Raw genomic sequence first — 26,637 nt, forward strand, 5'->3', positions numbered from 1 at the left:
CCCCATACGCCGATGCGCACCTGTTGGCCCTGCCGATATGGTCAGCGGCGCGGCCCGGGCGGAAGCAACAGGTCCGATTGCCTGTACCGGAGGGAACGGAACTGTGGTCCATGAGGTAGGCGGACAGGTGGTGGAGCCGCAGTCGGCGGCGGGAAACCGGCACAGGGTGCGGGTGTCCATCGGCGCGTTGCTGCTCGGCATGCTCATCTCGGCGCTGGACCAGACCATCGTGTCCACCGCTTTGCCGACGATCGTCAGTGACCTCGGCGGAATGAGTCACCTGTCGTGGGTCGTCACCGCCTACCTGCTCGCCTCGACCGCCGCGACCCCGCTGTGGGGCAAGCTGGGCGACCAGTACGGGCGCAAGAAGCTTTTCCAGGCCGCGATCGTGATCTTCCTGATCGGATCGGCGCTGTGCGGTCTGGCGCAGGACATGCCGCAGCTGATCGCGTTCCGCGCGCTTCAAGGGCTCGGCGGCGGTGGCCTGATGGTCCTGTCGATGGCGATCGTCGGCGACATCGTGCCGCCCCAGGACCGGGGCCGCTACCAGGGCCTGTTCGGTGCCGTCTTCGGCGCGACCAGCGTGCTGGGGCCGTTGCTCGGCGGGCTGTTCGTGGACCGTCTGAGCTGGCGCTGGGTCTTCTACGTCAACCTGCCCGTCGGTGCCGTCGCCCTGGTGGTGATCGCCGCCGCGCTGCGGGTCCCGGTCCGGTCGCAGAAGCACCGGATCGACTACCTGGGGACGCTTTTGATCGCGTCCGTCGCCACCTGCCTGATCCTGGTGACCTCGCTCGGCGGCCGGACCTGGGGATGGACCTCGGTCCCGTTGACAGGGACCGCGGTACTGGGTGCCGTACTTCTCGTGTGGTTCCTGGCCGTCGAGCGCGAGGCTGCCGAACCGGTACTGCCGTTGCAGCTGTTCCGCATCCGTACGTTCGCGCTGTCCTCGGCGATCAGCTTCGTGATCGGCTTCGCGATGTTCGGTGCGATGACCTACCTGCCGACGTTCCTCCAGGTCGTGCAGGGGGTGTCGCCCACCATGTCGGGTGTGCACATGCTGCCGATGGTGCTCGGGCTGCTGCTGACGTCCACGCTGTCCGGCCAGATCGTCTCCCGTACCGGGCGCTGGAAGATCTTCCCGGTGCTCGGCACCGCCGTCACCGCCGCAGGGCTATTGCTGCTGCACCGGCTCACGGAGTCCTCCGGCAACCTCGAGATGAGCCTGTACTTCTTCGTGTTCGGCTTCGGGCTCGGCCTGGTCATGCAGGTGCTCGTCCTGATCGTGCAGAACGCGGTGTCGTACGAAAATCTGGGGGTCGCCACGTCGGGCGTCACCTTCTTCCGGTCGATCGGCTCAGCGTTCGGCGTCGCCGTCTTCGGCACGGTCTTCACCAGCCGGCTCGACGACAAGCTGAACGACGTGTTCACCGGGCCGGCCCAGTCCCGGTCGGCCACCGTGCTCGAGGCCGACCCACGTGCCATGGACCGGCTCCCGCCCGAGCTGCGCCCGTCCGCGCTGCACGCGTACGCCACCGCGATCACCGACGTGTTCCTCTACGCGGCCCCGGTCGTCCTGCTCGCCTTCGCGCTGACCTGGTTCCTCAAGGAGGACAGGCTGCGCGGCTCGGTCACCGCGCCCGACATGGCGCAGGCCCTCAGCGTCCACCCCGTGCACCGCTCCTCGCGCGAGGAGGCGCAACGGGCCCTGTCCGTCCTCGGGTCACGAGACGGACGGCGCGGCATCTACGAGAAGATCACCGCCACGGCCGGATACGACCTCCTGCCCGCCTCCAGCTGGCTCCTGCTGCGGGCCCTACGACCGGACAGGTCATTGCCGCCGGCACGGCTCGCCGAGTACAGCCAGGTGCCGCTGCCGGTGATCCAGGCCGCCCTGCGGCAGATCGAGCAGCTGCAGTTGGCCACGATCGAGGGCACGGACCTGACCCTCACCGAAGCGGGCCGCGACGCCGCGGCCCGGCTGTCGGCGGCCCGCCGGGACTCTCTCACCGAGCTGCTCGGAGACTGGTGGGGACCCGACCGGCCGACGGACCTGATCGAACTGGTCGACGAGTTGTCGTCGCAGCTCTCCGCCTCCGACGGGGAACGACCGAGCCTCTAGGTGCCCGGGGAACGCGCTCGTCGCATCTGATCCCGGGGGCATGCGCCACTCCGGATCGGGAGGGTCAGCGTCTCTCTCCGCGCCGGGCTGGGGCGCTCCACGGGCGGTTGCCCGGCAGCCCCATGGCGGCTGTCAGGCCGTCCCGAAGGCCCTGCCATGTGTGTGTGGCTGCGCGGTGGCCCACCTGGCCCCTGAGGCCTCAGGCTGCCGCGTCCTGTGCGGGCCGGTTGGAGTCCGCAGTCCATGACGCCAGGAACAGAAGCCCGTCGTGGGACGGGGTCCCGGGATCGGCTGTCGCGACGACCAGTTTCTGGGTGGGGTCGGCGGTGCAGGTCAGGGTGTCCCAGTCGAGGGTGAGGTCGCCGACGATCGGGTGGTGCAGCCTCTTGGTGCCCATCCACAGGCCGTTCATCTGTCGGCCCGCCCACCACTGCCGGAAGTCGGCGTCGGCGACCGACAACTCGCCGACGAGTGCGGCCAGCTTCGGGTCACCGGGGTACCGGGCGGCCTCCAGGCGCAGATGGGTCACGCAGATTCGGGCGTTCGTCCTCCAGTCGAGGCAGAGCTCGCGGAAGGCGGGGTCGGTGAACATCAGCCGCGCGTAGTTGCGCCTGTTCGCGGGGAGCTTGTCGAAGTCGGTGAGCAGAGCGGCTGCGAGAGGACTCCAGGAGAGGATGTCCAGGTGCCGGCCCAGGACGAGTGCGGGGGTCGTGGACAGTTCGTCCATGATGCGTCTGAGCTGCGGATGGACCTTCTGCGCCGGCCGGCGACGCGGTGCGCACGTGCCCTTTGCCGACAGCTCGAACAGGTGGTCGCGCTGAGCGTCGTCGAGGTGCAGGACGCGGGCGAGCATGTCGAGCACCGTCCTCGGCACGGGGGTGCGCCCCTGCTCCAGCCGCGCGTAGGCACGGGTGCTGATGCCCACGAGGTGAGCGACCTCCTCACGGCGCAGCCCTGGCACGCGCCGGGGCGCCCCGGACTCGGGCAGACCGACGGTCCGCGGGCTGAGCTGGGCCCGGCGCACCCTGAGGAATTCTCCCAGTTCAGACAAATGTGCTTCGGTGTGCATAGCAGCGAGTGTCGCAGTATCCAGTCGAAATGTGAGGGGGAGAGTTCTGTCCCGGGTTTGTCGCCTGTCGAATTGCTGGGGCCGAGGAGGTCTTCGTATCAGCCGGTCACACCGGCCTGACCGGTCGTGAGCCCGCCGGGCCGACCGGCAGCCCGCGAGGCGAGGGCGCTCAGTCCGTCGTACGACGGCGTGCCTGGCTCCGCCGTCCAGACGACGAGTTCCTGATCGGGGTTGCCGCCGCAGATGAGGGTGTCCCAGTCCAGGACGAGTTCGCCCACGACGGGATGGTGGAACCTCTTGACGCCCGCCCTGCGCGAGGGCGCGTGACGGCCTCCCCACCATCGCCCGAAGTCACTGTCCTCCACGGAGAGTTCCCCGACCAAGTTGATCAGCTGTGGATCCTCGGGATGTTTGGCGGTCTCCATGCGCAGATGGGACACGCAGTCACGGGCGACGGCCCGCCAGTCCGCGTAGAGCGTCCGCATGCCGGGATCGGTGAAGAGGATGCGGACGCAGTTCCGCCTGCCTTCCGGCACCTTCGCGAAGTCGGTGAACAAGGCGGCAGCGAGCGGATTCCAGGCCAGGATGTCCATACGGCGACCGATCACCACACCGGGACTCACGGTGAGGTCGTCGAGCAGGCGGAGCAGCTGTGGGTGCGCCTTCTGTGCGGCTGGTCGGCGGTGTCGTGCCCGTTGCCGGCCGGCCAGTTCGAACAGGTGGTCACGTTGGCGATCCGACAGGCGCAGGACATGGGCGAGAGCGGCCAGCACCGATGCGGACGGCTGGATGCGGCCCTGCTCCAGCCGTGTGTAGTAGTCGCTGCTGATAGCGGCGAGCAGGGCGACCTCCTCCCTGCGCAGACCGGGCACACGCCGACCACCGGTGTCGGGCAGACCGACGGTGCGCGGGGTCAGCTCGGCCCTCCGCGACTTGAGGATTTCTCCCAGCTCACTCAGATGCGCGTCGGCGGCCATGACTCCAGTGTGGCATCGCTCGGTGACCGAAAGGGGGGTAAGGATTTCTCCCCTGGATACGGGATTCCCCGGATAAAATCCGCCCCTTCGCGGGTTCCGGTGAAAGTGGCAGGGTATGTGGTGTGTCCGGTGACCGGAACCGGTCTGCGGAGCGCACACACCCAGGCCGACATCCGGAATGAACGATTTCCCGGATGTCACCGATATTGAATATCTCTGAGCCAGGCAGAGGAGGGGCGGAGGGCCGGTGCGGACGATCGTCCCTTGCTTCGGCGACAGCCTGGCGCTCACCGGTCCCGCGCCGCTCGCCGACGCCCACATCGCGGCGGATGACGCGGCGAAGCCACCGGAGGAGGGCGCCGGCCGGCGGTCGCACACCACAGCGAGCGAGCGCGCTGCGCCTGTTCCCGCAGTCCCCGCGGTGAACGGGTCTCCCCCACTCGACGCGATCAAGCGCGCATAGGCGCCGACCCGATAGTGGACGCCAGGTGACGCAAGCTGTCGGAGGCCGGGCTACCGAACTCCGCAGTCCACACGCCGAGTTGCGGCCCGGGGTCCTCAGCGCACTGAAAAGTGGGGCGCTCGTGGGCCTGGTTCCGGTTCCGCAGCGGGAGGCGGCCATTCGCACGCTGCCGCGATCCCGTGGAGGAAACACCCGGGCATCAGGGGAACCTCTTCACGCCGTGCTCGGGTCGGCCATCGACCCGGCCGTCGCGGCGGCAGCGTCCTGCTGGAGGGCCACAGCCTCTCAGCGGGCCGGGGGCCGGTCGGCGGCGCTCATTCCAGTGGCGTTCCGAGGCGTGTAGTGCTCCTCGATCGCGGCGGTTTCCTCGTCCGTCAAGGTGATGTCGAGGGCCGCAGCGGCGTCCTCCAGGTGCCGCGGCTTGGAAGCCCCGACGATCGGAGCGCTGACGACGGGATTGGCCAGGACCCACGCGAGCGCGATCGTGGCCATGGAGACTCCGCGTGCCTCGGCGATGGACTGCACCGCCCCGACGATCTTTCGATTCGACTCCTCCTCGGTGAACAGACGCCCGTAGGCGGCGTCGGTTCCCGACCGCGTGGTCTCCGCCCCCCCATGGCCGGGTGAGCCTGCCGCGCGCCAGCGGGCTCCAGGGAACGCTCCCCACACCCTGATCGGCGAGCAGCCCGAACATCTCCCGCTCCTCTTCGCGCATGAGGAGGTTGTACTGGTCCTGCATGGACACGAACCGTGTCCATCCGTTCAGGTCGGCGGTGTACTGCAGCTTGGCGAACTCCCAGGCCAGCATCGACGACGCTCCGATATAGCGCGCCTTGCCCGCCTTCACGACATCGTGAAGGGCCTCCATCGTCTCCTCGGCGGGCGTCTCGTAGTCGAGGCGGTGGATCTGGTACAGATCCACGTAGTCGGTGCCGAGCCGGGTCAGCGACGCATCGATCTGCTCCATGATCGCCTTGCGTGAGGTCCCGGATCCGCCCGGGCCGCCGTGCATCGGGTAGAAGACCTTGGTGGCGAGGACGATGTCCTCGCGGCGCGAGTACTTGTTGATCGCGCGCCCGACGATCTCCTCCGAGCTGCCGAAGCTGTAGGCGTTGGCGGTGTCCCAGAACGTGATGCCCAGTTCGACGGCCTGCCGGAATATCGGCTCCGCCTCCTCTTCACCGAGCGCCCATTTACTGAAGCCGCTCGCGGTGTCCCCGAACGTCATACAGCCGAGCGCCAGTCGGCTGACAACAAGCCCTGAGCTTCCCAGTCGTGTGTATTCCACGTCCTTGTCCCTCTCCTTGTCCTTGTCCTCGTCCCCCTGATCACCGAGCTACCAGGCGTACGCCTCGGGCGCCTCTCCACCCGGCCCCGGCCAGATCTCGTCGAGCTCTCGCAGGGTTTCGGCCGACAGGTTCAGGTGCGGTGCCCGGAGTGTCCGGTGCAGCTGCTCGGGCGTTCGTGGCCCGACGATGGTGGTCGCGACCGCCGGGTTGTGCAGCAGCCAGGCGAGCGCGACGTCCGCAGGTCGCTCGCCGAGGTCCGCACACAGTGCTTCGTACCGTTCGAGTTGCGACCGGTGGCGCTCGACGGCGGCCAGGAAGTCGGGAGATGAGCGTCGACCGCTGTCGGCCTTCTGCAGGGCACCGCCGAGCAGGCCCCCGCCCAGCGGGCTCCACGGGATCAGGCCGATGCCGTAGTGGCGCAGTGCGGGGATCAGCTCCAGTTCGACCGTACGAGCGGTGAGGTTGTAGAGACTCTGCTCGGAGACGAGGCCGAGAAAGTGACGCCTGCCGGCTTCCTGCTGGGCGGTCGCGACGTGCCAGCCGGCGAAGTTGCTGCTGCCGACATAGGTGACCTTGCCCTCTCGGACGAGTTGCTCCATGGCCTGCCAGATCTCGTCCCACGGTGTGGAACGGTCGACATGGTGCATCTGATACAGGTCGATGTGATCGGTTCCCAGCCGCTGGAGACTGTCTTCGGCTGCCTTGCGGATCTTGTACGCGGACAGGTGCCTGTCGTTCGGGCCGGTTCCCATGGGCTGGTACAACTTGGTCGCCAGCACGATCCGGTCGCGTCGGCCTCCGCCCTGGGCCAGCCACCGGCCGATGATCTATTCCGAGAGGCCGTATCCCTGTTCCATGTCGGGGGACTGCGGCCCTCCGTAGGCGTCGGCGGTGTCCACGAAGTTGATGCCTTCCTCGACTGCGCGGTCGAGAAGGTCGAGACTGGTGGACGCGTCCGTGACCCAGCCGAAGTTCATGGTTCCCAGGCCGAGTTTGCTCACCTTCAGACCTGTGCGGCCGAGGTGGTCGTACGTCATCGTCATCGGGGATTCTCCGTTGGTACCGGTCGTACGTCGCCGACGGTCCGGGTCAGGCCAGCGTCGCGATGTCGATCACGAAGCGGTAGCGCACATCGGAGGCCAGGACGCGCTCGTACGCCTCGTTCGTCTTCTCCACCGGGATGACCTCGACCTCCGCGCCGATCCCGTGCTCGCCGCAGAAGTCCAGCATTTCCTGCGTCTCCCGGATGCCGCCGATGGACGAACCGGCGTAGGAGCGGCCTCGGGCGAGAAGGGAGAACACGTTGAGCGACAGCGGTTCCGCCGGGGCGCCCACGTTGACCATGGTGCCGCCCACGGCCAGCAGGGAGAGGTAGGCGTCGACGTCGAGTGTGGCGCTCACGGTGTTGACGATGAGGTCGAAGGAACCTGCCAGTTCCTCGAACGTGGTCGGGTCACCGGTGGCGTGGTAGTGGTCGGCGCCCAGGCGCAGACCGTCGTCCATCTTCTTCAACGACTGCGAGAGGACGGTGACTTCCGCGCCCATCGCGTGCGCGAACTTGACGCCCATGTGTCCCAGTCCGCCCAGCCCGACGATGGCCACCTTCTTGCCGGGACCGGCGCCCCAGCGGTGCAGTGGCGAGTAGGTCGTGATGCCCGCGCACAGCAGTGGGGCAGCCTCGTCCAGGGCGACGCCTGCGGGGACGCGGACGACGAAGTGTTCGTCGACGACGATGTGGGTGGTGTATCCGCCCTGGGTCCGCGTCCCGTCCCGGTCGACGGAACCGTAGGTGAGCGTGCTGCCGTTGAGGCAGTACTGCTCCTCACCCTTGCGGCATGAGTCGCAGGTGCGGCAGGAGTCGACCAGGCAGCCGACGCCGACGCGGTCACCCGCGGCGTACTTGCCGACCTCGGAACCGACTCGGGTGACGACTCCGGTGATCTCGTGGCCGGGGGCCACCGGGTAGTGCACCGGGCCCCAGTCGCCACGAACGTGGTGGATGTCCGAGTGGCAGATGCCGACGTACTTGATCTCGATGAGGACATCGCGCGGGCCGACTTCGCGGCGCTCGACGGAGGTCCGGGTAAGCGGTTCGGTCGCGGACGTAGCGGCGTACGCGTTGACGGTGAACACGTTTCTCCCCATCTCCCAGGAGTGGATCCGGTCGCATGCGCGGCATGTCGGTGCGGCAGCCTTCGCCTTCACGACTCGTTCACGCAAGGCTCCGATTCTTCACTGACACCATGAATTCAGCGTTCATGATTCATGGGCCCGGAAGAGAACAGGCCGCCGCATGCCGCGCATTAGACGCTTGCACAATCCGTCAACGTTGTGCAGGGGGAGGCATTTACCCGGGGAAGATTCCTTACCCCCTTGGGATATCGAGTGCTGGGTACGGTGCTCAAAGCATCTCGACACCGAAATACGGAAATTCCCACACCCGACCGGCAGGCTCGTCAACGATGCGCAGGAGGAAGAATGCACACACGAACCCTCGGACGCGACCTCCAGGTCTCCGCCATCGGCCTCGGTGCCATGGGCATGTCCCAGAGTTACGGTCCGAACCCCGGTGACCGGAGCGACATGATCGCCGTGCTCCGCGGAGCCGTCGACCTGGGAGTCACATTCTTCGACACCGCGGAGGTGTACGGCCCCTACGTCAACGAGGAACTTGTCGGAGAGGCCCTCGCTCCGTTGCGTGACCAGGTCGTCATCGCCACCAAGTTCGGCTTCCGCATCGAGGACGGTGCCTCCGTCGGACTGAACAGCCGGCCCGAACAGATCCGCGCCGTCGCGACGGCCTCCCTCAAACGGCTCGGGGTCGAGAGGCTCGACCTCTTCTACCAGCATCGCGTCGACCCGGAGGTGCCGATCGAGGACGTTGCGGGAACAGTGGGCGAGCTCGTCGAGGAAGGCAAGGTCCGCTGCTTCGGGCTCTCGGAGGCCAGCGGTGAGACCATCCGACGTGCCCACTCGGTCCACCCCGTGACGGCGGTGCAGAGCGAGTACTCGTTGTGGACCCGGGATCCCGAGCCGGAGGTCCTGCCGACGTGCGCGGCGCTCGGCATCGGCTTCGTGCCCTTCAGCCCACTCGGCAAGGGGTTCCTGACCGGGGCGGTGGACGCCTCGACACCGTTCGCGGCCGACGACGTCCGCACCACCATTCCGCGGTTCACGGCCGAGAACCGGGCGGCGAACCAGGCTCTCGTCGAACACATCACATCGCTCGCCCGAGGCAAGGACGCGACACCGGGACAGATCGCACTCGCCTGGCTGCTCGCCCAGCACCCGTCGATCGTTCCCATTCCGGGAACCCGGCGCAGCGCGCGCATCGAGGAGAACGCCGGCGCCACTGACGTTCCGTTCTCCGCCGACGAACTGTCCGACCTGAACGACCTCGCAGACCGGATCGGGGTCAAGGGAGACCGTTACAACGAGCACCACATGTCCCTGGTGAACAGGTAGTCACCTCCGTCAAGCACGCACCGACCGATCCTGATCACCCGCTGCGCTGCGCCGATTGCGAAGACCGGAGCCTTCCCTACGGGCGCAGAAGCACCTTGCCGCGCGCATGGCCGGACTCGCTCAGCTCGTGTGCCCTGGCGGCGTCGGCGAGCGGGAAGCTCTGGTCGACGCGTACGCGCAACCGACCGTCGGCGGCGAGGCGGGCGTACTCGGCGAGCTCCGGTCCGAACCGCCGGCCCCCGATGGAGAAGGTGATGCCCAGCTCGAAGGCCCGCGGGTCGTTGGTGGTGACGATGCGGTCGGTGGTGCCGCCGCGCAACTCCACGGAGACGTCCAGGGCATCCATGCCGGCGACGTCGTAGACGGCATCGACGCCCTGGGGGGCGACCCCGCGGACCCGGTCGAGGAGGCCGTCACCGTACGCCACGGGTATGGCGCCGAGAGAGCGCAGGAAGTCGTGGTTGGCCTCGGACGCCGTACCGATGACGGTGACGCCGCGCGCCACGGCGATCTGGACCCCGACGGAGCCGACCACGCCCGCGGCGCCATGGACCAGCAAGGTCTCGCCCAGGCCCACCGCGAGTTCGCTGAGCACGCGGTCGGAGGTCTCGACAGCCACCGGCAGGGCGGCGGCCGTCTCCCAGTCCAGGCCGACGGGCTTGAGCGCGAAGTCCGAGGCCAGGGCGTACTCGGCAGAGGCACCGGTGTCGGTCCAGACCATCACCTCGTCACCGATCGACACACCTCTGACGCCTGCCCCCACCTCGTCGACGATGCCGGCTCCTTCCAGGCCGGGGACAGCCGGGAGGGACGCGGGACCCATCTGCGGGGCACGGCCCTGGCGGATCTTGAAGTCGATGGGGTTGACGGCAGCGGCCACGATCTTCACTCGCACCTGCCCGGGTCCGGCGTGCGGTTCCGTCACCTCCGCCAGCCGCAGAACCTCCGGACCGCCGTACTCGTCGTAGGAGATCGCCTTCATGACTGTCACTTCCCGTCGTACTGATGGCTCGGTCCGCCGTGGCAGCGGCCGGTCGTGAACAACGCTTCCAGCCTCGGGCGCGGCGGCTCGGCCGCCGCCGTCCTTTCGGACAGTTCCAACTGACCGAAAGGACAATCCGGCGGGAGAGCCCTGCTGCCTACGCTGGCGGACATGGACCTGATGACAGCAGTCGAGCTGATCCAGGCGCCGCCGTCCGAGCATCTAACACGTCTGTCCTCCGCCCTGGCGGAGGCGATTCCGCACCGGGAGATCGTCCAGCTGGCCGGTAACGGCTCGTACGCACCGTTCAAGATCATCGGGGAGCCTCCCGGCCGGCCCGGCGTCGCTGTCACCGCCAGCGACGTTGCAGCCCTGCGGTCACTGGTGCCGTTGAAGGGAAGCTGGCAGGGGCGGGCATCGATGGCCGGCGTCGACATGCCCGTGCTCGTTCTGGCCGCCGACATGACGGGCCAGGGTGCGCTGTTGGTCCTCGTACGAACCGAGGACACCCCGGTACCGGAGGAGTACGTGACTCCGGCCCGGGCGCTGTGGGACCTGGTGACCGCGTACCGGGAGGGCCTGCGCAGCGAGCCGATGGCCGCGTCGTGTGTGGCCATCGCCGAACTTCGTGACGCGCACGGGGCCGCGCTCACCGCTCTGCTCGGCGTCCTGCGCGACCGCGCCCTGGACGACGCGAACGCCCGTGCACGCTCCGTCGACCTCGCCGTCTCGGCCGTCGCCGAACTGCGGTCACGGGGCGAACTCGACCGGGTGCTGATGGAGGAGCGGGCCGGAAACGTCTTCGAGCGGCTGGCGGTGTCACTGCGCCAGATCCTGCGCGCCCGTGGCGTGCGGTTGGAACTGGGACCGTCCGACGCGGAGGACAGCACCGACCGGCTGCTGCCCGCGGACGTCACCCACACGGCGCTCGCCGTGGTCCGGGCCACCGTGCACGCCTCCCTGGACGACCAGGTGCACGGCCTGGGCGGTGACAGGGAGCACCGCCTTCACATCGGCTGGAAGGTCGGCACGGACGAACTGCGCGCCACCGTGCGGGACAACGGGCCCGGCACTCTCACCCGCGGCGCCCTCGACTCCCGCCGCGTCACCGAGCGGCTGGCCCAGCTCGGAGGGCGGCTCGACGTGGACGCCGTACCGGGATGGGGCACGACGGTGACCTTCGAGATCCCTCTCTCGTCGTCCAGTACGCCCTGTCAGGACCCCCTGGCCAAGCTCGGCGCACGGGAGTTGGAGGTACTCGGGCATCTGGCCCGGGGCCGCCGCAACCGCGACATCGCCCAGACGCTGCACATCAGCGAGTCGACGGTGAAGTTCCACGTCGCCAGGATCATCGGCAAACTCGGCGTCAGCACCCGCGGGGAGGCGGCGGCGCTCGCCCATCAATGGGGCGCCGCGTAAGAGTCGGCGGGTGAGCAGGGCGGCGAGACCCACACCATCACACCGAGAACCCCACCATCACGATGAGGGGGAACGCCTGCCTGGACGAACACCTGGCGAGCCATCTCTCCGGGGTCTTACTGATCGTTTCAGAATGAACTGCTGTGTGGGTCTTGGAAGTTGGGCGTTGTGCCGACATGATCTGTTGGGTGTCCGCTGATCTTGTCCCTGATGACCTGTGGGAACGTGTGGCCCCGTTGTTGCCTGCTCGTCCGCCCAGGCGGCACCGGTATCCCGGGCGGTTGCCCGCAGATGACCGGGCTGCGCTGCGTGGCATCGTCTACGTGTTGTGCAAGAGCGTGAGCTGGCGGGACGTTCCGGCGGAACAGGTCGGCTGCAGCGGAGTGACGGCCTGGCGGCGTCTGCGGGACTGGACCGAAGCCGGCGTTTGGCCGCAACTGCATGAGGTGCTGCTGGCGGAGCTGCGGGCCGCGGGGCTGCTGGACATGGACGATGCAGCGATCGACGGCTCGCACGTCCGGGCGCTCAAAGGGGGGCTCACACCGGACCTTCGCCGGTCGACCGGGCCCGGCCCGGAAGCAAGCACCACGTGATAGTCGACCGGCATGGCACTCCGCTGGTCGTCTCGCTGACCAGCGGGAATCGTCACGATGTCACTCAGCTGATGCCCCTGCTGGACGCGATGCCCCGCATCCGCGGGGTTCGAGGGCGGCCACGTCACCGACCAGGCCGGCTGTTCGCCGACCGCGGCTACGACTACGACAAGTACCGCCGACTGCTCCGGGCCCGCGGCATCACAGCGAAGTTCGCCCGGAAAGGCACCGCACACGGCTCCGGACTGGGAAAGACCCGCTGGGTCGTCGAGCGGACCTTCGCCTGGCTCCACCAGTTCAAGCGACTCCGGATCCGCTACGAGATACGCGCCGACCTCCACCTCGGACTGCTCCAACTCGCCTGCAGCATCATCTGCTTGAGACGACTCCGAACCTCATTCTGAAACGATCAGTTAGAAGAGCCCGGAGCCGGGTTGGAGAGAATCTCGGCATGGTGATGGCACGGCACTGGTACTCCTCGTCCCCTGTCGTGGACGGGCAACCGCTCCTGGGTGAGCCGGGTTTCTGGCCCGCGTACTTGGCGGACCTGGCCGAGGGGTTCATGCCGGAGGCTTTCGGATCGGACGCGGGTGACGCGGACGCCATGCTCGACAGGCTCCACGACCGGTCGGCGTGGCCGATGTTCACGGTGCCGCTGACCGGCGGCTTCACGATCGTCGTGCACGTCAACAGCGGCGAGGAGTTCACGACCACGGACTACTTCCTCACCCATCCCGACTGGAGCCAGGATCTGGTCCTGGCCAGCGACGATCAGGACCGCATCGGCCCAGGGCTGTGCTGGCCCGAGCTCGCCGTCCTGCTGCAGGCACCACCGAGTGCCGCAGGCGTTACCGACCCGCACGCCCGTCTCCTCCTTCTCTTGCCTGTTCTCGGCGACGCGGCGGTTCCGGAGGAGGCCGTGACGGCGGTGGGCGAGGCGCTTGTCGCTCAGAGTGTGCCCGCGGCGAGCGAGGCGTTGGCCAGACGCCTGCTTCAGGGGAACCCCATGTGGGGTGTCGAGGACTGGTGGTTCGACGAGGACGAGCAGAGCTGGCTCTGCGACGGCGATCACAGCCCGCGCAAGATCCCTCTCGGCGACCACCTGTCCCCGCAACAGCGAGCCGCCCTCGAAGCCTGTCTCACTCCCCGCTGACCTTCTCAAGCGGCGTCGACAACAGCCTCGGAAGCAGAAATCCCGAAGGCGAGCGACTCGTCGTAGGCCGTGCCCTGCTTCAGGCAGTGGTAGGGCTGTCCGATCACGCGGTTGACGAGGTTGCGCTGGGCGGCCGAGGCCCGGCATGCGTCAGGCATCCGCCCAGTGCCCAGCGCCCACGTGACCGCCACCACCAGTCGCACCGAACGAACGCTCCGAGATGCACCCGCTCCTGCGGATCGCTCACACCTACGGATCAGGCATGCGTATGCCCGTGGAGTGGTCAGTTCCCCGAGATCACAGCATCTTGTTGTCAATGAAGTAACCTGAGATGAGTCAAACACTTGATAGGTGCACGTGTGCATGTTTCCTCCATGGAGTTCACCGCCCCCGGTCATCTGGGACGGCAAAAACTGCCCCTGCCCGGTGGGGAGACAGCGGGCGGCAGCCGTGTCGGTCAGGCCCCTTAGGAGCAGGCTGCGACGGCGTTCCCGGGAGCGGGCGCGTTCGGCGCCGTAGAGCCGGGCCCACCGCGTCCGGCACACGTTCGGAGTGTGCGTAGTCACCTTCGACGGCCGCGCCGCCTCGCCGACGAGGAACGCACCTCGCGAGCGCGATCAGCGCCCTCCGCAGCTGTGGCCGGCCGTCGAGCTCCTCCGACACGGCAGCCGGAGACCAGGGCGGTACGGAAGCCTGCCCGCAGCCGCGCGAGAACGATGATCGCACCCGCCCAAGATGAGCCGGACTGCTCTCCGGAGAGTCGCAACCGGCCGAGTGAGGAGGAGTTCACGGTGACCGGAGACTGGGTACTGGAGTTGGCCACAGCCGCCGCCGACGAGGTCCTGCCACGCCTGTCGGCGGTGGTCCGCGAAGAGGTCCCTCACCGCTGGGCCGCTGTCCTGGTCGCCGGACGAATCAGCGTCACACCGCACAACGGCGACCGCCGGCCGAGCGCCGCCGAACTGGCCGCGCTGGACGCGGCGGCGGTACCCGGTCAGCCCTGGCACAGGCCGGTCACCATCGGAGGCACCACGCGCCCAGCCTTGGTGGCGGCCACCGCCGGCCCCAGGGCATCCGGCAGTCTGCTCGTCCTGGCCGACGCCGACGACACCCAGCACGCCTACCCGATGGTGCAGCGATGCTGGGAGATCGCGGCGGCTCTGCTCTCCCGCTCCGATTCCCCACCGACCACCGCGGCAGAACGCTTCTTCGCCGGAGAGCACGCCAAGCAGCTCCTTCTCGCCCGTGACACCCACGCCGCCACGCTCAAGGCACTCCTGACAACCCTGCGCTCCCGGGAGCTCGACGACTCCCGGGCCCGCCGGGCGGCAACCGACATGGCCTCCACCGCCCTGACCGCGCTGCAGGCCGCTTCCTCCGCCCAGGAATGCACCGTCCAACGCGCCTTCTCCCTGCTCACCGAGCAACTGCGGCCTCTGGTGCTCCACGCCGAGGTGAACCTGGAGACTGTGCCACCCGCCACCGCCGACAGGATCCTTCCGGGCCCGGTGGGTCAGGCCGCCACCGCCTTGTCCCGCGGCTGCGTGCTCGTCATGCTGGAGCACACCCACCCTCGTCGGATCCGTGTGGCGTGGCAGGTGACCGACGACCAACTGTCGGTGGACGTTCGGGACGACGGTGACTGCGCACAGTTTCCGCTGAACCTGGCGGAATACCGGATGCGCGAACGCCTGGCCCCTCTCGGTGGCGACTTCAGCATGGCAACCGTTCCCGGCTGGGGCACCACGATCACCGCCCGCCTCCCGCTCGCCCTGCCGCCCAGCACTGATGTCGAGTTGCTGCGCGAGCTCAGCCCACGCGAAATCACGGTGATGGCGGAACTCGTCCGGGGCCTGACCAACCAGCAGATCGCCGAACAGCTGCACGTCACCGAACACACCGTCAAGTTCCACGTCCGGCAGATCCTCTCCAAACTGGGCGTACACACCAGGGGAGAAGCCGCTGCCCTGGGGCGCGCGGCACGCTTCTGACAGGTGGTCAGGCCGGCGAGAGGTTCATGAGCCTCGTGAAGAGGGCCTGCGCGACAACCACGCCCTCGCCCTCCTGCCCCGGGCTCGTCGTCCAACCCCCTACAGAGCGCTCCCCACATCCCGAGACCGATCGCCGCTCTGCCGTCGGCGGCCGCACTGGTCGGCGAGTTCGAGTGCCTCGTGACCGCTCCCCACTGACCGCGCGGGGTCGGCTCCGCCCGGATGAGCAGGTTCAAAGTCCCACTGACGCTGCGAAGTTACAGGTCACGATGGTGTGACCGGCCAGTGCGTTGCGGCGAAGGGAGTCCCTGTTCAATGCGCAGGGGCACGGTCCGGCTCCAGAACTCGGTGGTCCGGGCAGGCACCTCGGCATGAGCTTCCCGTCGCGGCGTCACCGAGAGGAAGTTCACCCCTGATCATCGCGGGCGCCAGACACTTCTCCGTGGTCGTCGCCTTGACCGCATCGTCGGCCGCTTCATGAGGAAGGTCATCCGTCCTACCTCGCGCATAGAATCTGCCCATGGCCAACAACCGCCCTGTGAAGCGGACCCGCAGCGCACCCGCAGGCGACCGCAGCCCCGGTGCGCAAGCCGAGCCGGCAGGGGGCAGCGAGGCCGCGGAGCCGATCCGGTGGCTGAGCGAGGAGGAGCTCCATGCCTGGATGGCCCTGGCCGGCATGGTCGCCAAGCTGCCCGCGGCACTGGATCGACAGCTCCAACGCGACGCCGGCCTCACGCACTTCGAGTACCAGGTCCTCGTAGGACTGTCCCGGGCCCCCGAGCGCACCCTTCGCATGAGCGAGCTGGCCAACTTCACCGGAGGTCAACTGCCGCGTCTGTCGCAGGTCGCGACCCGCATGGAGCGACGCGGCTGGCTCACCCGCCGCCCCGACCCCACCGACGGCCGTTACACCCTGGCCTCCCTGACCGACGAAGGCACGGCAAAGCTGGAGGTCAGCGCCCCGGGCCACGTCGCCGCGGTCCGCGGCCTCATCTTCGACAGCCTCTCCCCCACGCAGGTGCGTCAGATGACCCAGATTGCGCAGCGCATCGCGCAGACGGCTGGCAGCGACGAGTTCCGCTGAGCCTGAGGCCGTGACATCCCGGTCCAGGCGCGAGATTTGCACTTCACGCGTGAAGTGAATTTTTCGACGAATCACTTGCATCGTGAAGTGACGCCCCTATATAACTTCATGCATGAAGTGATCGGGAGCGCGCGGCGGCCCCCACTCCATCGCCACCGTCGGACCATGCGTCCATGGCCGCGGGCAACAACCCGCCCGTCGACGCGGGCAGGACGCCCGAGAGCGACCCCGAGATCCGTAAGAGCCTTCCGTACAGAGATGTAGGAGCAAGCCATGACAGAGGAATCCGTCAACACCCTGGCCACGAGACGCGGCATGCTCGGAATAGCGGGGGCGGTAGCGGGCGGACTTGCTGTCGGCCAGATGGCTGCCGGCAGCGCCTCGGCCGCCACCGGCAGCGGTGGATCGATCGCGACGCGGACGATCAGCCTGGCCCAGGCTCAGCGGCTCGCCGAGGCCGCCGTCCGCTACGTGCGGGACCACCCCGCGCTTCCGCCCATGTATGTGGTGGTCATCGACTCCGCCGGCGAAGCCAAGGCGTCCCTTCGCATGGACAACAACAGCACGGCGGCGGCCGCGTTGGTACCGCACAAGGCACACACCGCGCGCACCTACCGGACCGCTACCGCCGACCTGGCCGCCAACATCAAGGACCCGGCCCAGATCGCCTCCCATGTCGCCGCCGGCGCCAGCCTGCTGGCCGGCGGTCGACCGATCTTCGAGAACAATCAGTTCATCGGCGCCCTCGCCGTCGGCGGAGGCACCCCGGCCCAGGACGACGAGGTAGCCCGCGCCGCGCTGAGCGCACTCTGACTCTCGTCCGCACATCGCCGGGCGGGGGGCGGGAGACCTGGAAGCGCTCCGCAGCCGGCCCCAGGCGCGAGTCGTCCTCGACTGCACAGTGCGCCGGGTGGAGGCGTCCGGTCTCGGGCAGGGGTGCATGACTGAACCACGAGGATCTTCCGGTTCGGCGTAGACGTCGCAATCCACACCGAACCGGAAGACCCACACCTGTTCACGATCCCTCAGCCGAGACCCGGTTCACGATGCCGATGCCGGGCCGGTCCCTGAAGCGGGGCGGGAGTCCGGAGGCGTACCGCTGTGCACTACCTGATCGACAACGGCGTGCAGTGGATGGCTGTGCCGGTCGACTTCCCGTACTGGCGTCCAGCGCTTGCGCTAGGGGTGGGAGCGTCCGCACCGTGGGGGTGCCGCTCCTTGACTTGACCCTCTGGCGGCAGGGGACCGGACCAGCGCTTCAGCTTCTGCCGGCGCGCCGACTGGCGGTCGGGAACAAGTCCCAGCCTCGACTCCCGACTTGGTCGGCTTCACCTTCGACCAGCACGCGGGAGTCACGCAGCGCCCGGATATTGGTCGCCAGCGTCTCGTCCGTGTTGCAGGGCGCGCCGGTGTCGGAGCCGTAGACCAGGTGGTCACGCGGGACCGTGGCGAGCGCCGATGCGAGAGGGGCGTCATCTCCCGCGTTGGCGGTGTCCAGGTACAGCCTGGCCACATGCTCGCGAATCTCGTCCCGGGTGATGTTGTGCGGGTTGGGCACCCAGGGCTCCGCTCCCAACTGACTCAGCCGTCCGGACATCGCCGGCAGCGCTCCACCGGCGTGGGCGAGAATCAGCGTCAGGTCCGGGTAGCGGCGGAACACCCCGGCGTAGAGCATGTCGACAACACTCCGGGCGGTCTCGAACCCCACATCCATCAAGGTGACGGGGAGGCCGAGTTGCGGCGGCGCGATCGTGTTCGGGTGCACGAAGACAACCGCACGACGGCGGTTCAACTCGGCCCACACCGGTTCCAGCCGCTCATCGCCGAGGAACACCTCGTTGTACCGGGCGCTCACCGCGTATCCGTCGGCGTGCAGGTCCGATTGGGCCCGATCGATCTCGGCCAGCGCCGCCTCGGGATCGTCGGTGGGGAACGCCGCCAACAACCCGAACCTGGTCGGATGATCCGCGACGATCTTCGCCCCGTAGTCGTTGCTGTCACTCACCGCCTGCGACGAGAACACGTGGGTGTTGCTGAGCAGCTGCATGGCGATACCGGTTCGGTCCATGTAGTCCACGGCGGACTCCGGGCTCCAGGAAAACGGCTGCGGCGCAAGGAACCGCTGTGCGCGCAGGCCCTCCCACTGCCTGAGCCGCTGCTCTTCGGTGAGCGGCAGGGTGAAGTGCGCGTGCACATCGACCCAGCCATTGACCATCGTCATGATTCCTGTCCTTCTGTCAGCACGGGCGCCGACGACCGCCCACCACTCCATGACTCTCGGCGGCGCCGCCTACCGGTAGCGCTTCCCCCGGCGTCGGTGGTTGGAGGGCACCTGCCTGCGGTCTTCGCGCATCCGGCTTCCCGCCAAGCACGCGTACGCCGCCATGGAGGCAGACCCTGGGTAACGCCTTCATTCTGGGACGGGACGGCCCCACGCCCGACTAGCCTTTCTGACGGTTCCGCCTGTCCACATGGGCAGACTGCCCGGCCACAGCGCTCACGCCCTCGGCGATGTCCCTGTCTGCCTACTGATCGTTTCAGAATGACGTGCTTGGCCAGATGGTTGTGCGCTGCGAGGAACAGGCGGTCGCGCTGGTTGTCGGCCAGACACAGGACCTGGGCGAGTGCGGCCAGTGCTGACGCGGACGGCCGGATGCGGCCCTGCTCCAAGCGGGTGAAGTAGTCGGTGCTGACGGCGGCGGCAGGGCGGCCTCCTCCCTGCACAGGCCAGGTATCCGTCGGCCACCGGCGTCGGGCAGGCCGACGGTGCGCGGGCTCGACTCGGCCCTCCGCAGCTTGAGGAATTGTCCCGGCTCGTTCAGATGCGCGCGTCGCTGGTCATACCAGCCAGTGTCACACCGCTCGGCCTGCACAAGGGGGGTATGAATCCCTCCCCTGGATAAGGGATACCCAGGGTGGAATTCTCCCCTTTGCGGATTCTCGTGGAGGTGGCAGGGTCAATGGCGTGTTCGGCGATCAGAGTCGGCCCACGGAGAGCATCCACCCGAACAAGCGGAACGGCCCACGCCGGCCGAACGGCCGTCGAACGCGCCGGGGTGCCGGCGGAGTTGTTCCGGATCGACGGAACGTCCCGCTTCGACCTGCCCGGCAAGGACGAAGAGAACGCATACGTCTCCCCGCCCTCGCCGGGCTCATCTCGTTCTTCGGTGAGCACCCGTTCCGCCACCCGGTTCACGACCGAGCGGCCTGAATCCCCCCACACATGCTAGGAGCACCACCTCTATGTCCGAACGGAAGAAGTTCGCGCCGCCGGCGATCCAGGAGTTCGCCCCCAAGCTCGCGGAGGTGACCGACACCGTCCTGTTCGGCGACATCTGGGAGCGGCCGGGTCTGTCTCCGCGCGACCGCAGCCTCGTCACCGTCACCGCTCTCGCCGCCCTGTACCGAGCCGACCAGCTCGGCTTCCACCTCGGCAAGGCGCTGGAGAACGGCGTGACCAAGGACGAGCTGGTCGAGGTCATCACCCATCTGGCCTTCTACGCCGGATGGCCCAACGCCATGACCGCGATGACCCAGCTCAAGGAGATCGTGGAGAAGTCCGACCAGTCCGACCGGTCCGGCTGATACTCCTCCGCCCGCACACACCCCACATCCCGGGGTCTCCCCCACATCGCCGCCGCGTGGTCCGGCGGCAGCACCACACCGGAGAAACGACACATCATGGAACTGCTGAAGCGGCCTCCCACCTCGAAGCTCCCGGCCGAGTGGTTCACCGGCGACGCCTACGCCGACGTGATCCACCGTGGTGAGGCCCCCTCACGGATGCGGGCCAACCTGGTCCGCTTCACTCCCGGAGCCCGCACCGCCTGGCACTCCCACGCTCTGGGCCAGACCCTCCACATCGTCGAAGGCGTCGCCCTGGTGCAGTCCCGTGGCGGCGACATCATCGAGGCCCATCCCGGCGACGTCATCCACACACCCCCGGGTGAGGAGCACTGGCACGGTGCCTCGCCCGACCAGTTCATGGTCCATCTCGCGCTGTGGGAGACGGACGACACCACCTGGCTCGAACACGTCCCGGACGACGACTACAACGGCCCGCGCGTCAGTACCCGTACCCGCCCCTGACGCCACGACAGACCCTGAGGAACCGGGAAGCCATCATGCGAGCAACCATCATTCACGCGCCTGGGGACATCCGGGTGGAGAACGCCCCCGAGCCGAAGATCGTGGCGCCCACGGACGCGGTCATCCGCACCGTCGCCACCTGTGTGTGCGGCTCCGACCTGTGGAGCTACCGGGGTGTCCTGCCGGTCACCGAGCCGCAGCCGATCGGCCACGAATACGTCGGCATCGTCGAGGAAGTCGGCGCCGACGTATCGAGCGTCAGACCGGGCCAGTTCGTCATCGGCTCCTTCGTCGCCTCCGACAACACCTGCCCGATCTGCCAGGCCGGCTACCACACCTCCTGCCAGCACGCGCAGTGGGTGAACGGCGCCCAGGCCCAGTACGTCCGCGTCCCCCTCGCCGACGGCACCCTGGTCGCCACCCCGGAGCAGCCGACCGAGGAGCTGATCCCGGACCTGCTGGCGCTGTCCGACGTCATGGGCACCGGCTGGTACGCCGCCAAGGCGGCCGAGGTCAAGCCCGGTTCGACCGCCGTGGTCGTCGGTGACGGCGCGGTGGGCCTGTCCGGCGTCATCGCCGCCAAGGAACTGGGCGCCGAACGCATCATCGCCATGAGCCGGCACGAGTCCCGGCAGAAGCTGGCCCTGGAGTTCGGCGCCACCGACATCGTCACCGAGCGCGGCGAAGAAGGCGTCGCCCGCGTCAAGGAACTGACCAACGGCCTAGGCGCCGACTCCGTCCTCGAATGCGTCGGCACCCAGCAGTCGATGCACCAGGGTCTGCAGTCCGCGCGCCCGGGCGGCAATGTCGGCTTCGTCGGCTTCCCGCACGGCACTCAGATCGACGGCCAAGAGCTCTTCTTCACCCACGTCGGCCTGCGCGGTGGCCCCGCCCCCGTGCGCGCCTACCTTCCCGACCTCATCGACCGCGTCTTCAGCGGCCGTATCAACCCGGGCAAGGTCTTCGACCTCACCCTGTCCCTGGACGAGGTCGCGGAAGGTTACAAGGCCATGGACGAGCGCCGCGCCATCAAGGCATTGCTCCGCCCGTGACCTGAAGCCCGGGCGGTGGTGAGCGCCGGCCGACGGCTCCCGCCACCGACCGCCCCGCCGACCGGCGGCTCGCCCGCCTCCCCGTCACGGCCGCCAGACAGAACGGACCGACATCCATGACCAGCGAGGCGATCGCCACCGTCGAGGCGTATTTCGAGGCCTTCGGCACGCGTGACATGGAGCGCGTGCTCTCCCACTTCACCCCGGAGGCGACCTGGACGATTCCGGGTGATCCGGCGCTGACCCCGTGGGCCGGGAGCCGCACCGGGCCGGAGGAGATCCGGCAGTCCCTCACCGCGTTCTTCGCCGCCGTCGAGCCGCTCGCGTTCGAGCTGGGCACCATGGTGGAGGCCGACGGACAGGTCCTTGCACCGGGCCGGTACTCCTCCCGGTTCCACCCCTCGGGACAGGTACTCGAAAGCGAGATGATCCTGCGTTTCACCGTCGCCGACGGACTGATCAAGGACTATCGCGTTTTCGAGGACTCACTCGGAATCACCCGTACCCACCTCGGTGACCCGCTCACCAGCACTGCCGCCTGACCACGAGTCCTCCGGCACCCTCCACCACAGCTGCGCCGCCTTATGACCGGCCCGGATTCAGCAGTCCGCGCTTGTACACCCCGCCCGCCGCCTCCTCGACCGGAGAACACCGATGACGAACTGGACGAACGACGAGCTCGACCGCATCGCCGCGGCCGACGAGTTGGAGATGGCACCGCGCCGCGATGACGGCACACTGCGGCGTCCGGTGCCGGTCTGGGTCGTCCGCGACGGCGACGATCTGTACGTCCGTTCCTTCCGCGGTACGGACGGCGGCTGGTGGCGCACGGCCCGCGCCGTCCACGAGGGACACATCCGCTCCGGAGGCGTCGACAAGGACGTCACCTTCGTCCAGGTGGCGGACTCCGAGGTCGACGACCGCGTCGACACCGCGTACCGCACCAAGTACGGCCGCTTCGGCGACGCGTACGTCGCCCCCTTGGTCGCGGCGCGCTCCACGACACTGCGACTGGTGCCCCGATGACCGGGACGATCCCGCCGGCAGCCGCTGACCCAGCGCCGACAGCCAGTCCCGCACAGGAGTAAGCACCATGCTCGGTCTCGAACTCGTCGTCGTCCTGGGTGCGGCCGTGCTGGTGGGCAACGTGCTGGGGCAGCGCTTCCACGTCGCGCCGCCCGTCGTTCTGCTCGTCGTGGGCGCACTCATCGGTCTCGTCCCGGCCGTCCGCCAGACCCAACTCCCTCCCGACGTCGTGTTGTTGCTCTTCCTTCCCGTACTGCTCTACTGGGAGAGCCTGACCACCTCGATGCGGGAGATCCGGACGAACCTGCGCGGCATCGTCCTGCTCAGCACGGTCCTGGTCATCCTCACCGCGGGGGCTGTGGCGGTCGCCGGACACGCGCTCGGGCTGCCGTGGGGACCGGCGTGGGCCCTGGGCGCGGCCGTGGCGCCCACCGACGCCACCGCGGTGAGTGCCCTGGCGGGCTCCCTGCCGCGCCGTCAGATCACCGTGCTGCGTGCGGAAAGCCTCGTCAACGACGGCACCGCGCTGGTCATCTACGGCCTGGCCGTCGGTATCACCGTCGGCGAGGAACACCTGGCACTGCCGCACGTCGGAGCGCTGTTCCTGCTGGCCTACGGCGGAGGGGCCGCGGTCGGAGTGGCGGTCGCCTGGGTCAACATGAACCTGCGGCGCCGACTGGACGATCCCCTGCTCGGCAACCTGGTCATGATCCTCGCTCCGTTCACGGCGTACCTGCTGGCCGAGTTGATCGAGGCCTCCGGCGTCCTCGCGGTCGTCGTGAGCGGCCTGATCATGGCCCAGGTGGCGCCCAGCCTCATCCGCGCCGATCACCGTCGTCAGGCCCTGGCCTTCTGGCCGCTGGCAACCTTCATCATCAACGGCGCGCTGTTCGTCCTGGTCGGGGTGGAACTGCAGTACGCGCTGCGCCACCTGAGCCGATCCGACCTCAGGGATGCCCTCATCGCGATCGGGGCGGTCAGCGTGGTCCTGGTCGCGGTCCGGTTCGCCTTCCTGTTCTCCTCCGCCTACCTGGTCCGCGCGATCGACCGGCGCCCCGAGCAGCGCCTGCGGAGAATGAGCGACCGGGCACGCGTGGTCAGCGGGCTGGCGGGCTTCCGGGGCGCGGTGTCACTGGCCGTGGCACTGTCCGTGCCGCAGAACCTCGACTCGGGCGAGCCGTTCCCCGGCCGCGCGTTCATCGTGTTCGTCACCTCCGGCGTCATCGTGGTGACCCTCGTCGTGCAGGGCCTGCTGCTGCCGGGCGTCGTGCGCTGGGCCCGGCTGCCCCGCGACACCTCCGTCGACGAGGAGCAGGTCCTCGCCGAGACCACGGCGACCGAGGAGGCCATCAAGGCGCTGCCGCAGCTCGCCGCCGAACAGGGGACCACTCCGAAGGTCGTGGAGTGGCTGCGCCAGGAGTACGAGGCCAACCTGGCGACCGTACGGGCGAGGGGCGCGGGCACCGACGACGATCCGGCCCTGCTCCACAACCGCCACTACACCGACCTCCGCCTCGCCCTCATCGCCACGAAGCGTGCCACCGTCGTCCGTCTGAGGGACGAGTCGCAGATCGACGACACCGTGCTCCGCCGTCTCCAGGCCGCCCTGGACAACGAAGAGGTCCGGCTGGCCGGAGGCGAGCAGGTGGAGTAGGCCGCTCCCGGTATGTGCCCTGACGACGCGAGCCCGACGAGAAGGAATCCCGCTGCCATGTCCTCCAGCCTCATCGATGTCCACGCCCACCTGCTTCCCGACTTCTACGTCCAGCAGGCGACGGCGGCCGGCCACGCCCACCCCGACGGCATGGGTGGCTGGCCGTCATGGTCCGTGCAGGCCCATCTCGATCTGATGGACCGCAACGGCATCGAGACCGCGATGCTCTCCATGTCCTCCCCCGGTGTGCACTTCGGCGACGACAAGGCGGCCCGTCTCCTCGCCCGGCGCGTCAACGAGTACACCGCCGAACGAACCCGGGACCACCCGGGCCGTTTCGGCAACCTCGTGTCACTTCCGCTGCCGGACGTCGACGGTGCGCTCGAGGAGATCGCCTTCTCCTTCGACGAACTGGGCGCCGACGGCGTGGCGTTGATGACTCACACCCACGGGGTGTACCTGGGCGACCGGCGCCTCGACCCGGTCTTCGCGGAGCTCGACCGGCGGCGGGCGGTGGTCTTCCTGCACCCCACGTCCCCCGTGTGCTGGGAGCAGTCCGCTCTCGGCCGGCCGCGTCCTATGGTCGAGTACATCTTCGACACGGCCCGTACCGTCACCGACCTGGTGATGGCGGGCGTCCTGACGCGTCACCCGAACATGCGGGTGATCGTCCCGCACTGCGGCGGCGCGATTCCCGTCCTGGCCGACCGCATCAACGAGTTCATGAGCCTGTTCCTGCCTGCGCAGCAGCCGCCCGGCCCCGACGCGGTGCAGCAACTGCGCGCCCTGTACTACGACATGGCGGGCACTGCCTTCCCACGCCAGGTCCCAGTGCTGCTCCAACTGGTCGATCCGGACCGTGTGCTGTTCGGCAGCGACTACTGCTGGACTCCTGCGCCGCTGGCCGACGCCCACATCGCGGCGATCGACGCGGCCGAACCTCCCACGCAGGACACGACATGGCGATCCCTCACGACGGCGAACGCCAAGCGCGTGTTTCCGCGGACAACGCGGTGAACCGCAGTACGCGGTCCTCAGCGCGATCACGCGAAGGGAAAGCGACTCGCGACGACACCGGATGCGGCGGCGGCCTGCCTGAGGCCTGAGCCCACCCACCGGCATGGACAGCACCCAGTCGGCAGCACCGAGTCGGCAGCTGCGAGGAGGAAGAATGCACACCCGAACGCTCGGACGCGACCTGCATGTCTCCGCCATCGGTCTCGGCGTCATGGGAATGTCCCAGAGCTACGGTCCCAATCCCGGCGATCGCACCGACATGATCGCCGTACTGCGTGACGCCGTGGACCGCGGAGTCACGTTCTTCGACACCGCGGAGGTGTACGGCCCCTACGTCAACGAAGAGCTCCTCGGAGAAGCCCTCGCCCCGGTGCGGGACCAGGCGGTGATCGCCACCAAGTTCGGATTCCGCATCGAGAACGGCGCCCCCGCCGGACTCGACAGCCGGCCCGAGCAAATCCGAGCCGTCGCCACGGCCTCCCTGAAACGGCTCAGGGTCGAAACGCTCGACCTCTTCTACCAGCACCGCGTCGATCCGGACGTGCCGATCGAAGACGTCGCCGGAGCCGTGGGGGAGCTCGTACAGGAAGGCAAGGTGCGCTGCTTCGGGCTTTCCGAGGCCAGTGCGCAGACCATCCGCCGGGCCCACGCGGTCCACCCGGTGACGGCGGTGCAGAGCGAGTACTCGCTGTGGACCCGGGACCCCGAACAGGAGGTTCTGCCGACCTGCTCCGAACTCGGCATCGGATTCGTCCCCTTCAGCCCGCTCGGCAAGGGGTTCCTGACCGGGACGGTGAACGCCGCGACGCCCTTCACCGCCGACGACGTCCGGACGAACATCCCACGGTTCACAGCCGAGAACCGGGCAGCGAACCAGGCGCTCGTCGATCACGTCACCCTGCTCGCGCGGGCCAAGGACGCCACACCGGGCCAGGTCGCGCTCGCCTGGCTGCTCGCACGGCATCCGTCGGTCGTTCCGATCCCCGGAACCCGGCGCACCGCACGCATCGAGGAGAACATCGGCGCCACCCGACTGCCCCTCTCCGCCGACGAACTCGCCGACCTCAACGGACTCGTCGGCCGCGTCGGGGTGCAGGGAGACCGCTACAACGAGCACCACATGTCCCTGGTCGACAAGTAGCTCGGCCCATCCATTTCGCCCAGCGGTCTTTCCTGCACCGCTGGAATCCCCTCC

The 26,637-nt window shown here is 68.5% G+C and carries 23 protein-coding genes and 2 pseudogenes; 16 read left to right on the plus strand and 9 right to left on the minus strand.

Annotation, left to right across the window (positions count from 1 at the left end; genetic code table 11):
* Window positions 1–37: 37 nt before the first annotated feature.
* Entirely contained in the window at window positions 38–2,119 is a 2,082-nt protein-coding gene (locus AQJ54_RS40700; RefSeq protein ID WP_079070272.1) for an MDR family MFS transporter, read from the plus strand.
* Window positions 2,120–2,318: 199 nt separating this feature from the next.
* Here the strand turns inward: AQJ54_RS40700 and AQJ54_RS40705 are convergent, their stop codons facing one another.
* The 5 genes and pseudogenes from AQJ54_RS40705 to AQJ54_RS40725 form a co-directional block, all read right to left on the minus strand.
* Entirely contained in the window at window positions 2,319–3,188 is an 870-nt protein-coding gene (locus AQJ54_RS40705) for a helix-turn-helix transcriptional regulator (RefSeq protein ID WP_062246404.1), read from the minus strand.
* Window positions 3,189–3,286: 98 nt separating this feature from the next.
* Complete coding sequence (locus tag AQJ54_RS40710) at window positions 3,287–4,165, minus strand: helix-turn-helix domain-containing protein (RefSeq protein ID WP_062246406.1); 879 nt, start codon at window positions 4,163–4,165, stop codon at window positions 3,287–3,289.
* A gap of 748 nt (window positions 4,166–4,913) precedes the next feature.
* Window positions 4,914–5,916: pseudogene (locus AQJ54_RS40715) on the minus strand (aldo/keto reductase).
* A 48-nt stretch (window positions 5,917–5,964) separates the two neighbouring features.
* Window positions 5,965–6,954, minus strand: a pseudogene (locus AQJ54_RS40720) (aldo/keto reductase).
* Between the two features lie 52 nt (window positions 6,955–7,006).
* A complete protein-coding gene (locus AQJ54_RS40725) occupies window positions 7,007–8,050 on the minus strand; it encodes an NAD(P)-dependent alcohol dehydrogenase (protein WP_062246408.1) in 1,044 nt (347 codons plus the stop codon).
* A 345-nt stretch (window positions 8,051–8,395) separates the two neighbouring features.
* Between AQJ54_RS40725 and AQJ54_RS40730 the strand changes: the two genes are divergently transcribed.
* Complete coding sequence (locus tag AQJ54_RS40730; protein ID WP_062246410.1) at window positions 8,396–9,382, plus strand: aldo/keto reductase; 987 nt, start codon at window positions 8,396–8,398, stop codon at window positions 9,380–9,382.
* A gap of 76 nt (window positions 9,383–9,458) precedes the next feature.
* Here the strand turns inward: AQJ54_RS40730 and AQJ54_RS40735 are convergent, their stop codons facing one another.
* Window positions 9,459–10,364 (minus strand): NADP-dependent oxidoreductase, encoded by a 906-nt coding sequence (locus AQJ54_RS40735; RefSeq protein WP_062246412.1) that lies wholly within the window; start codon window positions 10,362–10,364, stop codon window positions 9,459–9,461.
* A 171-nt stretch (window positions 10,365–10,535) separates the two neighbouring features.
* Here AQJ54_RS40735 and AQJ54_RS47535 point away from each other — a divergent pair, with 171 nt between their 5' ends.
* From AQJ54_RS47535 to AQJ54_RS40755, 3 genes are all read left to right on the plus strand, one after another.
* Window positions 10,536–11,783 (plus strand): helix-turn-helix transcriptional regulator, encoded by a 1,248-nt coding sequence (locus AQJ54_RS47535; protein ID WP_062246414.1) that lies wholly within the window; start codon window positions 10,536–10,538, stop codon window positions 11,781–11,783.
* Window positions 11,784–11,971: 188 nt separating this feature from the next.
* A protein-coding gene (locus AQJ54_RS44550; protein WP_169808271.1) for an IS5 family transposase occupies window positions 11,972–12,780 on the plus strand; the annotation gives its coding sequence in 2 pieces (ribosomal slippage) (window positions 11,972–12,311 and window positions 12,311–12,780; 810 coding nt in all).
* A 47-nt stretch (window positions 12,781–12,827) separates the two neighbouring features.
* Complete coding sequence (locus AQJ54_RS40755) at window positions 12,828–13,529, plus strand: hypothetical protein (protein WP_062246418.1); 702 nt, start codon at window positions 12,828–12,830, stop codon at window positions 13,527–13,529.
* Between the two features lie 5 nt (window positions 13,530–13,534).
* On the opposite strand, the gene AQJ54_RS40760 is transcribed toward AQJ54_RS40755, so the two are convergent.
* Entirely contained in the window at window positions 13,535–13,687 is a 153-nt protein-coding gene (locus AQJ54_RS40760; protein ID WP_159055646.1) for a hypothetical protein, read from the minus strand.
* Between the two features lie 633 nt (window positions 13,688–14,320).
* On the opposite strand from AQJ54_RS40760, the gene AQJ54_RS40765 reads away from it, so the two are divergent.
* From AQJ54_RS40765 to AQJ54_RS40775, 3 genes are all read left to right on the plus strand, one after another.
* The gene (locus tag AQJ54_RS40765; protein ID WP_062246421.1) at window positions 14,321–15,520 is read left to right on the plus strand and encodes a helix-turn-helix transcriptional regulator; all 1,200 of its coding nucleotides are present in this window, start codon (window positions 14,321–14,323) and stop codon (window positions 15,518–15,520) included.
* Between the two features lie 520 nt (window positions 15,521–16,040).
* The gene (locus AQJ54_RS40770; RefSeq protein ID WP_079070273.1) at window positions 16,041–16,604 is read left to right on the plus strand and encodes a MarR family winged helix-turn-helix transcriptional regulator; all 564 of its coding nucleotides are present in this window, start codon (window positions 16,041–16,043) and stop codon (window positions 16,602–16,604) included.
* Between the two features lie 273 nt (window positions 16,605–16,877).
* Window positions 16,878–17,417, plus strand: a complete 540-nt coding sequence (locus AQJ54_RS40775; RefSeq protein WP_079070274.1) for a GlcG/HbpS family heme-binding protein — start codon at window positions 16,878–16,880, stop codon at window positions 17,415–17,417.
* Between the two features lie 445 nt (window positions 17,418–17,862).
* On the opposite strand, the gene AQJ54_RS40780 is transcribed toward AQJ54_RS40775, so the two are convergent.
* On the minus strand, window positions 17,863–18,825 hold the full coding sequence (locus AQJ54_RS40780; RefSeq protein ID WP_062246425.1) for an amidohydrolase family protein: 963 nt from the start codon (window positions 18,823–18,825) through the stop codon (window positions 17,863–17,865).
* The gene (locus AQJ54_RS47915; RefSeq protein WP_428843823.1) at window positions 18,822–19,328 is read right to left on the minus strand and encodes a helix-turn-helix domain-containing protein; all 507 of its coding nucleotides are present in this window, start codon (window positions 19,326–19,328) and stop codon (window positions 18,822–18,824) included. Before AQJ54_RS47915 ends, AQJ54_RS40780 begins: the two co-directional genes overlap by 4 nt.
* Before the next feature lie 519 nt (window positions 19,329–19,847).
* Between AQJ54_RS47915 and AQJ54_RS40785 the strand changes: the two genes are divergently transcribed.
* The 8 genes from AQJ54_RS40785 (at window position 19,848) to AQJ54_RS40820 (ending at window position 26,583) form a co-directional block, all read left to right on the plus strand.
* Complete coding sequence (locus tag AQJ54_RS40785; protein ID WP_062246427.1) at window positions 19,848–20,189, plus strand: carboxymuconolactone decarboxylase family protein; 342 nt, start codon at window positions 19,848–19,850, stop codon at window positions 20,187–20,189.
* A 96-nt stretch (window positions 20,190–20,285) separates the two neighbouring features.
* Window positions 20,286–20,693, plus strand: coding sequence for a (R)-mandelonitrile lyase (locus AQJ54_RS40790; RefSeq protein ID WP_062246429.1), 408 nt, complete (start codon window positions 20,286–20,288; stop codon window positions 20,691–20,693).
* Between the two features lie 35 nt (window positions 20,694–20,728).
* Window positions 20,729–21,745: a zinc-dependent alcohol dehydrogenase family protein gene (locus tag AQJ54_RS40795; RefSeq protein WP_062246431.1), complete on the plus strand. Its 1,017-nt coding sequence runs from the start codon at window positions 20,729–20,731 to the stop codon at window positions 21,743–21,745.
* Between the two features lie 116 nt (window positions 21,746–21,861).
* Entirely contained in the window at window positions 21,862–22,287 is a 426-nt protein-coding gene (locus AQJ54_RS40800; protein WP_062246433.1) for a nuclear transport factor 2 family protein, read from the plus strand.
* A gap of 112 nt (window positions 22,288–22,399) precedes the next feature.
* Entirely contained in the window at window positions 22,400–22,771 is a 372-nt protein-coding gene (locus AQJ54_RS40805; RefSeq protein WP_062246435.1) for a DUF2255 family protein, read from the plus strand.
* A 67-nt stretch (window positions 22,772–22,838) separates the two neighbouring features.
* Window positions 22,839–24,425: a Na+/H+ antiporter gene (locus AQJ54_RS40810; protein ID WP_062246437.1), complete on the plus strand. Its 1,587-nt coding sequence runs from the start codon at window positions 22,839–22,841 to the stop codon at window positions 24,423–24,425.
* Between the two features lie 57 nt (window positions 24,426–24,482).
* Window positions 24,483–25,442 (plus strand): amidohydrolase family protein, encoded by a 960-nt coding sequence (locus AQJ54_RS40815; RefSeq protein ID WP_062246439.1) that lies wholly within the window; start codon window positions 24,483–24,485, stop codon window positions 25,440–25,442.
* Window positions 25,443–25,596: 154 nt separating this feature from the next.
* Window positions 25,597–26,583: an aldo/keto reductase gene (locus AQJ54_RS40820; RefSeq protein ID WP_062246442.1), complete on the plus strand. Its 987-nt coding sequence runs from the start codon at window positions 25,597–25,599 to the stop codon at window positions 26,581–26,583.
* The last annotated feature ends 54 nt before the right edge of the window (window positions 26,584–26,637 follow it).

The organism is Streptomyces griseorubiginosus (genome assembly GCF_001514195.1).
GTDB classification, from domain to species: domain Bacteria; phylum Actinomycetota; class Actinomycetes; order Streptomycetales; family Streptomycetaceae; genus Streptomyces; species Streptomyces griseorubiginosus.